The 14,228-nt window shown below is 45.9% G+C and carries 10 protein-coding genes and 1 riboswitch; of the genes, 2 read left to right on the forward strand and 8 right to left on the reverse strand.

The window, feature by feature from the left end; genetic code table 11:
• Positions 1-101: 101 nt before the first annotated feature.
• Both GKG41_RS00565 and GKG41_RS00570 read left to right on the forward strand, forming a co-directional pair.
• Positions 102-2,666 (forward strand): heavy metal translocating P-type ATPase, encoded by a 2,565-nt coding sequence (locus GKG41_RS00565; protein ID WP_154256343.1) that lies wholly within the window; start codon positions 102-104, stop codon positions 2,664-2,666.
• A 91-nt stretch (positions 2,667-2,757) separates the two neighbouring features.
• Positions 2,758-3,129, forward strand: coding sequence for a metalloregulator ArsR/SmtB family transcription factor (locus tag GKG41_RS00570; RefSeq protein WP_072848177.1), 372 nt, complete (start codon positions 2,758-2,760; stop codon positions 3,127-3,129).
• A gap of 47 nt (positions 3,130-3,176) precedes the next feature.
• Here GKG41_RS00570 and GKG41_RS00575 read toward each other — a convergent pair whose 3' ends face one another.
• The 8 genes from GKG41_RS00575 to recQ form a co-directional block, all read right to left on the reverse strand.
• Complete coding sequence (locus GKG41_RS00575; RefSeq protein ID WP_154256345.1) at positions 3,177-4,352, reverse strand: phosphoribosylaminoimidazolecarboxamide formyltransferase; 1,176 nt, start codon at positions 4,350-4,352, stop codon at positions 3,177-3,179.
• A gap of 63 nt (positions 4,353-4,415) precedes the next feature.
• Positions 4,416-4,494: riboswitch (ZMP/ZTP riboswitch) on the reverse strand.
• Positions 4,495-4,571: 77 nt separating this feature from the next.
• Complete coding sequence (locus tag GKG41_RS00580) at positions 4,572-6,143, reverse strand: putative ABC exporter domain-containing protein (RefSeq protein WP_072848181.1); 1,572 nt, start codon at positions 6,141-6,143, stop codon at positions 4,572-4,574.
• Positions 6,131-6,841 (reverse strand): ABC transporter ATP-binding protein, encoded by a 711-nt coding sequence (locus GKG41_RS00585; RefSeq protein ID WP_072848183.1) that lies wholly within the window; start codon positions 6,839-6,841, stop codon positions 6,131-6,133. The genes GKG41_RS00580 and GKG41_RS00585 overlap by 13 nt, the downstream gene beginning before the upstream one ends.
• A gap of 89 nt (positions 6,842-6,930) precedes the next feature.
• A complete protein-coding gene (gene dapA / locus GKG41_RS00590) occupies positions 6,931-7,893 on the reverse strand; it encodes a 4-hydroxy-tetrahydrodipicolinate synthase (protein WP_154256347.1) in 963 nt (320 codons plus the stop codon).
• Between the two features lie 141 nt (positions 7,894-8,034).
• A complete protein-coding gene (gene gdhA, locus GKG41_RS00595; RefSeq protein ID WP_072848187.1) occupies positions 8,035-9,369 on the reverse strand; it encodes an NADP-specific glutamate dehydrogenase in 1,335 nt (444 codons plus the stop codon).
• Between the two features lie 328 nt (positions 9,370-9,697).
• Entirely contained in the window at positions 9,698-11,254 is a 1,557-nt protein-coding gene (locus GKG41_RS00600) for an ABC-F family ATP-binding cassette domain-containing protein (protein WP_154256349.1), read from the reverse strand.
• A gap of 28 nt (positions 11,255-11,282) precedes the next feature.
• Positions 11,283-11,831 carry a 2-C-methyl-D-erythritol 2,4-cyclodiphosphate synthase gene (ispF, locus tag GKG41_RS00605; protein WP_072848191.1) on the reverse strand — a complete coding sequence of 183 codons (549 nt, stop codon included), beginning with the start codon at positions 11,829-11,831 and terminating at the stop codon, positions 11,283-11,285.
• A 428-nt stretch (positions 11,832-12,259) separates the two neighbouring features.
• Entirely contained in the window at positions 12,260-14,152 is a 1,893-nt protein-coding gene (gene recQ / locus GKG41_RS00610; protein WP_341443330.1) for a DNA helicase RecQ, read from the reverse strand.
• Between the last annotated feature and the right edge of the window lie 76 nt (positions 14,153-14,228).

The raw sequence follows: 14,228 nt of genomic DNA on the forward strand, positions 1-14,228 counted from the left end.
ACAAAACACATAAAAAGTGTTTATATTAACATATGAACACTTATTCATATGTTAATAATATATAATTCTATTTTGCGATATCTATAATGGAGGGTAATACTATGAGTCATGAACATAAACGAAACGGATTTTCCCAAAACTACGGCTCAGAACATGAACACCAGGAGCATAATCACACGGAATGCAGCTGTGGACATGAGCATCATGCGCATAATCATGAGGAATGCGGCTGCGATCATTCACACCATGAACATGTTGCCCCGGAGCCATATGCGCTTTGTACCGTATGCGGACTGCCCATGGATGAATGTACCTGCTATCTGTCTCAAAGCGCGCCTGACAAACAGATTTATATTTTAGAAAATCTAGGCTGTGCAAACTGTGCCTCTAAGATGGAGGCCAGAATCCGGGAGCTTCCTGAGGTTGAAGACGCCACAATTATCTATGCTACCAAACAGCTCAGGATAACTGCTCACCAGTCAGAAGACCTTCTCCCCAGGCTGCAGGAAATTTGTTCATCTATTGAGTCTGAAGTAACGGTTGTACCAAGAGCCAAAGGTACGAAAGAAGAAAGTACTGTTATCTTTTTGGTAGAAAATGTTGACTGCGCAAACTGTGCTGCCAAGATGGAACAGCGTATCCGTGCGCTGCCAGGAGTATCTTCCGCGACCCTGACCTTTGCGACAAAACAGCTAAAGGTCACAGGACAGACGCCACTCCGTCTTCTGTCCCAGATTCAGGATATCTGCAGTTCCATTGAATCCGGCGTTATCGTAACGTCCCGGGATTCTGCCAACCCCCGCCGGGAGATGACTGCAAAAAAAGCAAACGGGAATCTGAAAGACGGGATTGAAATAGGCATTGGGGCTGTTCTTTTTGTGGCAGGACTACTTCTTCAGAATTCCTATGCCTCTGCCTCTGTGGCTGCTCTCTTATTATCCTATGTGGCATTGGGCGGCAGAATCGTACTGACTGCACTGAAAAACCTGAGCAAAGGCCAGATTTTTGATGAAAATTTTCTAATGAGTCTTGCCACTCTGGCTGCTATTGCCATCGCTGATTATAAAGAAGCTGTGGGTGTTATGCTCTTTTACCGCATAGGGGAGTTATTTGAGCACATAGCGGTAGAGAGAAGCAGAAATCAAATTATGGACGCTGTGGATATGCGGCCGGAAGTAGTAAATCTTGAGATGGGAGACGGCAGCATCCAGGTGATTCCCGCCCGGGAAGCACAGCCGGGGGATATTCTCCTGGTCCGTCCTGGAGACAGAATTCCTCTGGATGGCACTGTAGCGGAGGGTGAAAGCAGGATCGACACTTCACCGGTTACCGGTGAACCTGTGCCGGTAAAAGCCGGACCCGGATCTGAAGTCATATCCGGATGTGTGAATACCTCAGGCCAGTTGAAGATACGGGTGGAAAAACCGCTGGAGGAGTCCATGGTAACCCGTATTCTGGACTCTGTGGAAAATGCGGCCGCAAGCAAACCCAGGATTGACAGATTTATCACAAAATTCGCCAGGGTCTATACCCCGTTGGTAGTAGGCCTGGCCCTGGGAACGGCTGTGATTCCTTCCCTGTTTACCGGTAACTGGAACCACTGGATTTATACAGCAATTACCTTCCTGGTTATCAGCTGTCCCTGTGCTCTGGTACTCAGTGTTCCCCTCGCTTTTTTCTCTGGAATCGGGGCCGGTTCTAAAAGAGGAATCCTCTTCAAGGGAGGTGTCTCCCTGGAGGCTATGAAAAATGTCAAAGCCATAGTTATGGATAAAACAGGTACCATTACTAAGGGGAACTTTGTGCTCCAAAAGGCTGTTCCTCTTGGTGACTTAACAGAAGACGAACTGCTTGCCCTTTCTGCAAGCTGTGAACTTTCTTCCACTCACCCCATAGGCACAAGCATCACCAATGCGGCATCTGAAAGAAACCTTTCCGTGGTCCGCCCGGATGCGGTAAAAGAATTATCCGGCAAGGGGATTTGTGCCGCACTGCCTCAGGGGGAAGTCCTCTGCGGCAATCGAAAACTTATGGAAGAATACCATGTAGATCTGTCCGGTTACGTTAAGGAAGACTACGGTACTGAAGTGCTAACTGCATTAAACGGCAAACTGGCAGGATATCTGATAATTGCAGATACCATAAAAGAAGAGGCGAAGGATGCGATTCAGTCTCTGAAAAAATACCATATTACAACAGCAATGCTTACAGGAGATTCCACAGGAAGCGCGGAGGCTGTAGGAAAAGCTACCGGCATCGACGAGGTGCATGCCAGACTCCTGCCCCAGGATAAACTGACAAAACTACAGGAAATCCGTAAAAAGCACGGAGGCGTCATGTTTGTCGGAGATGGTATCAATGACGCTCCGGTTCTGGCAGGCGCTGATGTGGGCGCTGCCATGGGAAGTGGTGCCGACGCGGCTATCGAGGCTGCCGACGTTGTGTTTATGACCTCTTCCATGGAAGCAATTCCCCAGTCCATCGCCATTGCCAAGGCTACGGGAACCATAGCCATGCAGAATGTTGTATTTGCCCTTGCAGTTAAAATACTTGTCATGATTCTGGGGCTGGCAGGCTTCGCCAACATGTGGATGGCAGTATTTGCGGATACCGGTGTTGCTATGCTCTGTGTGTTGAATGCTATTCGTATCCTGTATAAAAAATAATATCACAATTGCAAAAAACAGGATTTTCCTTTACACTAAGTAGTAAGGAAAATCCTGTTCTAATTATTGAAACGTATCAAAGGAGATACTTATGAGAGTAAATGAAACTAACAAGCTTGACGACAACATTGAATTATGCGAAGGCCACCATATACATCCCCATATTTCTCCGGATGAGATTCCAGGTGACGAGATTCTTTACAGCCTGGCTGATCTGTATAAGGTCTTTGGGGACCCTACCCGAATCCGCATTCTGTACGCCCTGTCTACCCAGGAGATGTGTGTCTGTGATATTGCCGATCTGCTTGGCATGACACAAAGTGCCATTTCCCACCAGCTTCGGGTACTGAAGCAGAGCCATCTGGTGAAGTTCCGTCGGGAGGGAAAGACTGTATTCTATTCCCTGGCCGACGCACACGTTTACACCATCCTGGCCCAGGGGCTGGAACACGTTAAAGAATGAGTGAAACGCATTCCGGCCCATTGGGGTGGATTTATGTGAGAGTGGATTTAATGATGGAATAAACGTACTCCAGTCATTGCCATTGCAATGCCATATTTATCGCAGGTCTCGATAACATTGTCATCTCTTACTGACCCGCCTGCCTGGGCGATGTAAGCTACACCGCTTCTGTGGGCTCTTTCTATATTATCACCAAATGGGAAGAAAGCGTCTGAGCCAAGAGCGACCCCTTCCATCTTCTTCAGCCATTCTTTTTTCTCTTCTCTGGTAAGGGGTTCGGGTTTCTCTGTGAAAAGATTTTTCCAGACACCGTCTCCCAGAACATCCTCATAGTCATCGGATATATATACATCTATTGCGTTGTCTCTGTCAGCTCTTCTGATTCCTTCTTTAAAGGGAAGATTTAACACTTTCGGATTCTGCCGTAAGAACCAGATATCCGCCTTATTGCCTGCAAGTCTCGTACAGTGGATTCTGGACTGCTGTCCGGCACCGATTCCAATGGCCTGTCCGTCCTTTACATAGCATACAGAATTGGACTGGGTATATTTTAAAGTGATAAGTGCAATCAAAAGATCTCTTTTTGCTTCCTTCGGCATTTCTTTTACCTTTGTAGGAAGATTCTGAAGCATCTCTTCTGTTACCAGAATATTATTTCTCCCCTGTTCAAAGGTAATTCCGTATACATCTTTGGTCTCCTGAGGCGCAGGAACATAATCCTGGTCCATCTGAATTACCACATAAGTTCCTTTTCTCTTGCTCTTTAGCAATTCCAGCGCCTTCGCAGAGTAAGAGGGGGCAATCACGCCGTCTGAAACCTCACGCATTAGGAAAGAAGCGGTCTGCTCGTCGCACTCGTCAGAGAGAGCTACAAAATCCCCGTAAGAAGACATTCTGTCGGAACCTCTGGCACGAATATAGGCAGTGGCCATCTCCGTAAGCTCTATTCCCTCTACGAAATAGATTTTTTTCAGGGTATCATCCAGCGGCACGGCAATGGCTGCGCCTGCAGGACTGACATGTTTAAAAGAAGCTGCTGCTACCATCCCTGTAGCCTCTTTTAATTCTTTCACCAGCTGCCAGCTGTTGAAAGCATCTAAAAGGTTAATAAACCCCGGCTTGCCGTTCAGGATTTTAATAGGCAGGTCACCGCCGTCTTTCATAAAAATCTTGGCTGGCTTCTGGTTGGGGTTACATCCATACTTTAATTCTAATTCATTCATCTTATCTGCACTCCTTTTTCTCTAACTATGTTTCATAGATATAGAAAAGAGCCTACTATCCGGGCTCTTTGCCCAGACGGTCGGCTCATTATCATTATACTTCATGTGGTTACTTCCACTTCCGTCAGTCGTATAACTAACCTTAAAATAGCATTTTTTCCCTCATCCGTCAAGAACTTTTTTATAGTTTATTATTTAACAATCTTGAACTGCCTTCGCTCAAAGGACCTCCATTCTCTGGAAGGCAATAGAGCCTCCTGTTGCAATGGCACCTGTTGCAATGAGCACATAGATCAAAAGGCCGAGGAGTCCGCCCTGGACCCCTGTGAGGGCTGTAACTACTACGCAGACTGCAATACCGATACACATAATGATCCCCTGGAACAGCATCTGAAATATCTGTTTGCCAAAAGCTCCCAGAACATCTCCCAGAAGAACCTCCCCCAAAATATTAATATACAGCTTGTTGGCCTGCAGACATGCATAGATGAGAATATAAAGTACTGCTGTGAGAGGGGAAAATCCCATAATAATAACACCGGGAACTGCCAGCAGACACCCGTCTATAAGGGACCGCACATGCTCAATCGCTGTGGCGTACCACAGTTTTCTCACAGGCTGATCCGGAATAAGGTACGTATATGGATTCTTCATTTCCTTTGACCACTTTGTGGCATACCCGCTGAAAATAAGCGTCAGGTACGCCCCCACCCCGGGAATCACATAATAGCCTTTGATACTGCCCGGGGTCCCTGTCTTGTAGCAATAATAGCCAATCCCCAGGCCCCCCAGAAACGCAAATAAGGTATAAAGGTTAAAAATGAAATACTTGTTCTTTTTATATTCCAGAAGCTGCCGGTAAAAAATGGCCCTGGCATATCCGCCTTTATAGGTTACGCTGGCCTTCCTGTATCTTGCCTTTGGGCCCGGCCCTACCACATCCCCTGACTTCTTTCGTTTTACGGTTTCCATATAATCATCGGAGAACTTTACCGCATCCTCATAATACTCTCCGGTACACTTCATCCTCCTGGCGCAAACCAGCAAGAGGAGTGCTGCAGCTATATAGGCAGCAGAACAAATAACGTTCACCACCGTAGGGCCCAGCAGCAAAAGCCGTATAGCTGCCAGATTCCACCCGATCACAGGAATGCATAAGAGAAACGGGTGGCCTAAAAAGTCGGTAATCAACTGAAAAGAAAGCTCCTTAGTAAAAATCAGAAAAGCACCGAACAAAACCAAGAGTCCCAGGATGCACCAGAGGGAGCGGGCCAGCCACCGAAGTGTATTCTCTGATAACTTTTCATTTCCATACAGGAGAATCACCAGACTTCCTTCCAGTATATTTTCAACTATAAAAGAAAAAACAAAATACAAAAACATCTTCCAGGGAACAATATGAAAAAACAGGATACCCACAATCGAAACCGTCAGGTAGAGTATGAATCCCAGGAGATATTGTTTTATCTGCGTAAACCATAAGACTAGTTTAGGGCTGGCCGGAGAGGTGAATACAAAATGTATGTCCCCTGGTTTAAATACGATCCCCTTTCGCTTTGCATAAGTGGCAAAACTTGAGGGCATTAAGAATAGTACCAGAAGGGAAAGCCCGGTTACAAGGCCTTCCGGAGTGTCTGCCCCTATACGGCCGGCCCATTGAACCAAAAAACTGGCGATCATAGTAACGTAAGCGATGCCGCCTACCAGGTACACATAGGTCACAGGCCTGCGGAGGGCTTTTAAGATACGGTTCTTCGCTGCTGTCTTATAGAGATAGATCAATCCTTGCATATGCCCTTCTCCCCTTCAGTAATCGTAAAGAACAGTTCATCAATGTCACGGTGTGCCGCCTCTTCCCGAGTATAGGAGGCCAGGATTTTCCCTTTATCCATAACAAACATAACCTCCCATATATCCTTTACCATCTCCAGCATATGGGTGCTGATCAAGATAGTTACGCCATCCCTGCTCAGTTCCTGAATCACGTCCTTTAGCTCTTTGATTGCCTTGGGATCCAGACCTACCATAGGCTCATCAAAAAGCATTACCTTGGGCTTTACCGCAAGGGCACAGCAGATACTCACCTTCTGCATCATTCCCTTGGACAGCTCATTTCCCAATTTATCCTTCTTATCCTCCAGCTCAAACCGGGCTAATAAAGCCCCTGTCTCCTCGTCCGTGATGTCCGACTGGTAAGCCCTGCGGATATATTCCAGATGTTCTGCAACGGTAAGGGCATCAAACATAGCAGGAATCTCCGGAACATATCCGAATACTTTCTTTGCCTCAGGGGATCTTCCCGGAAAATTCTGAATCCGGATCTCTCCGTCATATCTCAAAAGCCCTGCAATGCTTTTAATAATCGTAGATTTCCCGGCTCCGTTCGGCCCCAGCAGGATACCGATACTGCCGTCCGGAACTGAGAAGCTGACATCATCTACCGCCAGCGTCTTTCTGTATTTCTTCGTCAAATGCATTACTTCCAGCATATATTGTCCCCTCTCTTTTGACTGTCTTATTGTATTATAAATATAATACAATAAGCCTCTGGGAATGTCAAATATATATACGCTCTGTTTTACATATTTCTAGTCAAAGGCACTCCTGAATTATAAGGTCTGTGTACAGTGACGGAACCTATCTTCATCCCCTCCTCCAACAGCCCATATTTGCAGAGTACCGCATACATTTTTTCAGCCATAGTAATATCCATATCACACAGCGGGAGCCTGCAGGGACCTGTTTCAAATCCCATGGCTCTCATTGCCTGTTTGACCGGAATGGGATTGACATCCAAAAATAATGCCTCAATCAGCTCCAGGTATCTTAGCTGCAGGTTATCACTCTCGCCGCTGTTTCCCCGGAAGTATTCATAACAGATCTTGTGGGTATCCTCAGGGATGATATTAGACAGCACAGAAATCACTCCCTTCGCTCCCAGAGCAAGCGCAGATGTGATCTGGTCATCATTACCTGAATAGATATCCAGGTCACCCTGACAGAGCGCAGCTATCTTGGCCATCTGGGAGAAGTTGCCGCTTGCTTCCTTCACTGCCACAATATTGTCCACCTGGCTGAGACGTTTGTATGTTGCCGGGAATATATTAACGCCTGTCCTTGAGGGCACATTATATAAAATAATCGGAAGCTTTGTACACCTGGCACACTCTGTAAAATGCAGGTACAAGCCTTCCTGGGACGCTTTGTTGTAATACGGTGTTACATGAAGCAGAGCGTCGGCTCCGGCCCTTTCACACTGTTTTGAAAGTTCTGCCGCATGCCTGGTATTGTTGCTGCCAGCCCCTGCGATTACAGGCAGCCTCCCTTTCACCTTTTTCACCGCATATTTTACTAATTCTATATGCTCCTCATCTGTTAACGTTGATCCCTCTCCTGTAGTGCCCGCAATAATAACGGCATCCGCGTTCTCTTTTATCTGCCTTTCCAATAACTCCCCAAAGACCTGGAAGTTGACGGAACCGTCCTTTTTCATGGGTGTAACCAGTGCGGTGCCCACACCTTTAAATATTGTGTTTTTCAAGATATGTATCCTCCCTTTTTTATTTAGTAGAAATTATACACATCCGGATACTAAAATTGTGTAAAGAGTAGGCTAACTTATGTTAATATTATTTAAAATAAAAAGGGTCCTGCAGTCCGCAGAACCCTTTTTTCCAATTATTTATACAATGCCCTGTGCATTCATGGCGTCCACTACTTTTTCAAAGCCCGCTATGTTTGCGCCAACTACGTAATTGCCCTCGAATCCATACTTCTTGGCCGCATCAGAAATGTTGTTAGCAATACTTGCCATAATGCCCTGCAGCTTCTCATCTACCTCATCAAAGCTCCAGCTCAGCCGCTCGCTGTTCTGAGACATTTCCAGTGCGGAAGTGGCAACACCGCCTGCGTTGGCAGCCTTGCCCGGGGCGAAGATTACGCCTTTTTCCTGTAAATATTCTGTTGCTTCCATTGTCGTAGGCATATTAGCGCCTTCAGCCACCATGATGCAGCCATTCTCTACTAACTGCTTCGCATCCTCCAGCTGTAATTCATTCTGAGTCGCACAAGGAAGAGCCAGGTCAACCTTAACGCTCCATACCCCTTTTCCCTCATGGTATTCTGCGCCCGGCTTTGCTTTTTTGTATTCTGTCAGCCTTGCACGCCTTACTTCCTTGATGTCTTTCAGCAAAGCGACATCAATTCCTTCCGGATCATAGATCCATCCTGTGGAATCACTGCAGGTAACTACCTTTGCTCCCAGCTGATGAGCTTTCTGAATCGCATAGATTGCCACATTTCCGGAACCGGATACAGCAGCAGTCATACCCTTAATGTCTTTCCCGTTAAGCTTCAGGATCTCCTTTGTGAGATACAGCAGCCCATAACCGGTAGCCTCTGTTCTGGCCAGAGAACCGCCGTAGGATAAGCCCTTGCCTGTAAGTACCCCTTCATACACGCCTCGGATTCTCTTATACTGTCCGAACATATAACCGATTTCCCTGGCTCCCGTACCGATATCACCGGCAGGAACGTCAGTATCCGCTCCGATATATTTGCACAGCTCTGTCATAAAGCTCTGGCAGAAAGCCATAACTTCTCTGTCTGATTTTCCTTTGGGATCAAAATCAGATCCTCCTTTGCCTCCCCCGATGGGAAGTCCTGTCAATGAGTTCTTGAATATCTGTTCAAATCCCAGAAACTTGATAATACCAAGATTTACGGATGGGTGCAGGCGAAGACCTCCCTTATAAGGTCCGATTGCACTGTTAAATTGTACTCTGTATCCGGTGTTAACCTGAACCTGTCCTTTATCGTCAACCCAGGGAACACGGAATTTAAACTGTCTTTCCGGCTCAACAAGACGCTCTAACAATGCGTCTTTACGGAATTTTTCTTCGTTTGCTTCTACTACAACTCTTAAAGATTCCAGCACTTCTTTTACGGCCTGATGAAATTCAGGTTCTGCGGGATTCTTCTGAACAACGGCTTCAATTACCTCATCAACGTATGACATGACTTTTCCTCCTAGATTATAATACATTTCAATACTAAATTTCGTCCATATTGTATTATATATCGGACTGGGAATATTTGCAAGTTTTTAATTAGAAACTTGCAAATATTCAGCAGAAAAAAAGTTGATTTTCTTCGGGTTTTGACTCATCAATCCTAATTTTATGCATTTTAGCACTATTTGCCTTTCCGCACACAGCCCTTTTAGAGATTTTTCCTCACACGGACTTTTGTCCATTTTACATTTTTCATTATCAATTTATGCATTTCGGCAAACATTTTGTGCGTCATATCTTTCCTAAACCGTAAGGTTTCTTATTAAAAATCCACTATAATATTTTGGTTGTCCATTTGGCGCAGTCCCACACATCTGTCACCAGCCCCTCATAAAATTCAGGTTCATGGCAGACCATTAGTATACTTCCCTTATATTCCTTCAGTGCACGCTTTAATTCTTCTTTTGCGTCTTTATCCAGATGATTGGTTGGCTCATCCAAAAGCAGAATATTGGTTTCCCTGTTTAAAAGCTTGCAGAGACGGACTTTCGCCTGCTCCCCTCCACTGAGCACTCTCACCAGACTTTCAATATGTTTTGTAGTCAGACCGCACTTTGCAAGTGCTGCCCGTACCTCATACTGTGTATAGGAAGGAAATTCATTCCAGATCTCCTGGATGCAGGTATTGGGGTTATCCCTGGGCATCTCTTGTTCAAAATATCCAATTTCCAAATAATCCCCCAGATGAACCTTTCCGGAAAGAGGGGGAATCAAACCCAGGATACTTTTCAGCAGGGTTGTTTTCCCAATTCCGTTTGCCCCCGTCATGGCTATCTTCTGCCCTCTCTCCACAGCCAAATCCAGAGGTTTGGACAGTGGTTCCTCATACCCAATCACCAGTTCCTTTGTCTCGATGACAAAACGGCTGGGAGTTCTGGCCGTCCGGAAGTAAAACTCCGGCTTGGGCTTCTCCCTGGCAAGCTCAATCAGATCCATCTTGTCCAGTTTTTTCTGCCTGGACATTGCCATATTTCTGGTGGCAACTCTCGCCTTATTCCTGGCCACAAAGTCTTTCAGTTCATGGATCTCCTGCTGCTGTCTGTGGTATGCAGCCTCCCTCTGTGCTTTTTTCACTTCATAAACTTCCAGGAACTTATCATAATCTCCCACATAGCGGTTCAGCTCCTGATTATCCATATGATAAATAAGGTTCACCACACTGTTTAGGAAAGGAATGTCATGGGAAATAAGGATAAATGCATTCTCATAGTCCTGCAGATACCTCTTCAGCCAGTTGATATGAACCTCATCCAGATAGTTCGTAGGCTCGTCCAAAAGCAGGATATCCGGTTTTTCCAGAAGCAGCTTCCCAAGCAGCACCTTCGTCCGCTGTCCGCCGCTCAGCTCCATCACATCCCGGTCCAGGCCAATATCCTCCAGTCCAAGAGCTCTGGCAATCTCTTCTACTTTGGAATCAATTACATAAAAGTCGTGCATTGTAAGAGTGTCCTGAATGGTTCCCAGCTCCTCCATCATAACTTCCAGTTCTTCCGGGGAGGCATCTCCCATGCAGTCACAGATTTGATTCATCTGTTCTTCCATTTCAAACAAATAAGAAAACGCCGACTTTAGAACATCTCTGACAGTCATCCCTTTTTCAAGTGCTGTGTGCTGATCCAGATACCCTACCCGTACGTTCTTGGCCCATTCAATCTTCCCTTCATCCGGTATAAGTTTATCTGTGATAATATTCATAAAGGTAGATTTTCCCTCTCCATTGGCACCTACCAGCCCTATATGCTCGCCTTTCAGCAGACGGAACGAAACGTCCTGAAAGATGGCTCTGTCACCAAACCCATGGGACAGATGCTGTACATTTAAAATACTCATCTCTTCTCCTTAGTTCTTCCGGGGGCTGCTATACCCCCTCTTTTTTACAACCCGGACACCCCTGGCATCCTTTATCGCCCATCCTGTCATCCCTCATATAGTCCAGGGCAGAAGTCAGGGCACAGACAGCATGCGCAGAGATTCCTTCCTGGCTTCCGGTAAAGCCCAGTCCCTCCTCCGTGGTGGCCTTAATATTGACCTGATTTTCCTCCAAATGAAGGGCGGCAGCCACATTTGCTGCCATCTGATCTATGAAGGGCATCAGCTTGGGCTTCTGTGCGATAATTGTGGCATCTATATTATTAATCACATACATCTCTTTTTCCAGAAGAGCGCCTACTTCCTTCAGCAGCTTTATGCTGGAAATTCCCTTGTATTGGGGATCCGTATCCGGGAAATGTCTTCCGATATCTCTGAGTGCCGCAGCTCCCAAAAGAGCATCCATAATAGCATGCACCACCACATCTGCATCCGAATGCCCCAACAGGCCTTTTTCCCAGGGTATCTCCACCCCGCCCAGGATCAGCCTGCGGCCTTCTACTAATTTATGAACATCATAGCCCATTCCTACTCGCATGATTTTCCTCCTGTTCTATCTTCCATTTAATACTGCAATCAGCTCTATCTTTCCTATTATTACCCCCGAAGATTATATCATACTTTATTAAAGGGTGGAAGGCGGGACAAATCCAATGGATATATATTTCATTATGCACGAACCATGTCATTCAAACTTTGCTGAAGATGTTCCAGGCTGGCTTTCGAGATATCATAGACCGCCTTTTGAGATGCCAGCAAATCTAACTGTCGTTTGAAGGAAAGTATGTCAGATGTAAAACGGACATTTGGCTTTTTGACATAAAAGGATCCAGCCTCATCGCGGCCTAAAGTGGTCTCCTCATTGCAAATCCTTAGACAATAGTTCTTTTCGCTTGGTCAAGATTGTTTCCCCCTTCTATCGTTGAAATTAGGATAGCATCTTCAGCACCGATTGCCATGCCGGAACTATTCTATCCGGGCATGGCAATCAGCCCCCATGGAATCCTCACTGTCCACAGCCGCCGGCGTATTTTCTCTGATGCAGTCGATGAAACGTTTCCCATATTTGTCATATTTAAACGTTCCAACTCCTGTAACTGACAACATTGCACTCTTTGTCTCTGGCTTTAAAACACACATAAGTGTCAATGTTCTATCAGAAAAAACAATATATGGCGGTACCTTCTCCTCTCTGGCAATCTTTAGTCTTAGCTCCCGCAATTTCTGGAAAAGCTGCTCGTCTGCCTCAGTAAATTCAGCCCCTGGCAATCCGGCAGAAGCTCCCTTTGCCGTTCTCTTCCCCTTCTTTTCCTTCGTCTGGCGTTCCTGTACTTTAGCCATCTTCATGGTAATCTGCACGTTGCAGGCCAGCACATCCTCCGATTTTTCGGTCAGCTTGACAACTGCATATTCGTCATTGGTAACTGCAAGATACTCATTTAGCAGCAGGTGATTGATAACCTGTCTCAATTTATAGACAGGTTCCTTTGCCAATCTCCCGTAATTAGGATTTCCATCCATCCGGTAATTCCGGATTTTTGCTGTATTTGCCCCATGTACCGTGTCGATAATCACGTTCACCCCATACCTTTGACCACAGCTTTTAACACATTCCACCAAGCAAAGAGCTATCTCTGCGACATCCACGGTTTCAAACTGACTGAGGCAGTTAGAACAGTTTCCACAGTAATTTTCTCCATATTCTCCAAAATACCTTAGTATATAGTCCCGCAGGCAGTCATTGGTAAAACAATAGAACGTCATTTTCCGCAGCCGTTCTCTGTCCCTCTCTTGAACAATAGCCAGAGTAACCGGATCCAGCTCCTGGTTATCCGTATTGTTGTCAATAAAGAACTGGTTCGTCACTACGTCTTTGCCGCTGTAAAGAAGCAGACATTCTGCCGGCTCCCCATCCCTTCCGGCTCTTCCGGCCTCCTGGTAATAATTTTCAATGTTTTTCGGCATATTGTAATGTATAACATAACGCACATTAGACTTATCAATCCCCATTCCAAAGGCATTGGTGGCCACCATAACGGGAGACCGGTCATATATAAAATCATCCTGGTTTTCCCGCCGCTCCTTGTCTCCAAGGCCCGCATGATACCGGGTCACCGGAATTCCGTCTGATTTCAGCCGCTGACATACCTCCTCCACCACTTTCCTGGTGGCGCAATAGATAATGCCGCTGTCACTTCTGCGACTATTTACATAGTCACGTACCACCTGAAACTTGTCCTTAGGCTGCAGCACTCCGAAATAAAGATTTTTTCTATCAAACCCTGTGGTGAGCACAGTAGGCGTTATCAGCATAAGTATATCTATAATGTCGTCCCTCACCTCTTTCGTTGCAGTGGCGGTAAAGGCAGATATCACCGGCCGTTTCGGAAGTTTTTCTACAAATTCTACGATTTTCAAATAACTTGGACGGAAATCTTGTCCCCATTGAGATACACAGTGTGCCTCATCCACCGCCACCATAGAAATCTCTGCCTCCATGGCAAAAGTAAGAAATTCTTCCGTAAGCAGTCGCTCAGGCGCGACATAGATGATCTTATATCTGTTATTCCTGGCGTAATTCAGCGCCTTATAATATTGATTAGCAGTCAGAGAACTATTCAGATAAGCTGCGTGGACACCCAATTGGTTTAAGGCTCCCACCTGATCTTTCATCAGGGAGATAAGAGGTGATATTACAAGAGTAATTCCTGGAAATAAAAGAGCCGGAATCTGATAACAGACAGACTTTCCCGCTCCCGTAGGCATGATACCCAGCGTGTCCTGGCCTCCCAGCACGCTGTCAATCAGCAGTTCCTGACCTTCCCGGAATTCATCATAGCCAAAATACTGCTTCAATATATGATATTTTTCTTCCTGCAGCTGCAAATTCTATCCTTTCCAAACTCTTCTCCGGGAACTTAGCATCGCTCCCGGA

It is taken from the genome of Lactonifactor sp. BIOML-A5 (assembly GCF_009677585.1).
Classification (GTDB): Bacteria; Bacillota; Clostridia; order Lachnospirales; family Lachnospiraceae; genus Lactonifactor.

Bases quoted from the DNA above. Each gene is read 5' to 3' on its own strand.
- GKG41_RS00565 (WP_154256343.1), top strand. From the start codon at position 102: ATGAGTCATGAACATAAACGAAACGGATTTTCCCAAAACTACGGCTCA.
- GKG41_RS00570 (WP_072848177.1), top strand. From the start codon at position 2,758: ATGAGAGTAAATGAAACTAACAAGCTTGACGACAACATTGAATTATGC.
- GKG41_RS00575 (WP_154256345.1), bottom strand. From the start codon at position 4,352: ATGAATGAATTAGAATTAAAGTATGGATGTAACCCCAACCAGAAGCCA.
- GKG41_RS00580 (WP_072848181.1), bottom strand. From the start codon at position 6,143: ATGCAAGGATTGATCTATCTCTATAAGACAGCAGCGAAGAACCGTATC.
- GKG41_RS00585 (WP_072848183.1), bottom strand. From the start codon at position 6,841: ATGCTGGAAGTAATGCATTTGACGAAGAAATACAGAAAGACGCTGGCG.
- gdhA (WP_072848187.1), bottom strand. From the start codon at position 9,369: ATGTCATACGTTGATGAGGTAATTGAAGCCGTTGTTCAGAAGAATCCC.
- GKG41_RS00600 (WP_154256349.1), bottom strand. From the start codon at position 11,254: ATGAGTATTTTAAATGTACAGCATCTGTCCCATGGGTTTGGTGACAGA.
- ispF (WP_072848191.1), bottom strand. From the start codon at position 11,831: ATGCGAGTAGGAATGGGCTATGATGTTCATAAATTAGTAGAAGGCCGC.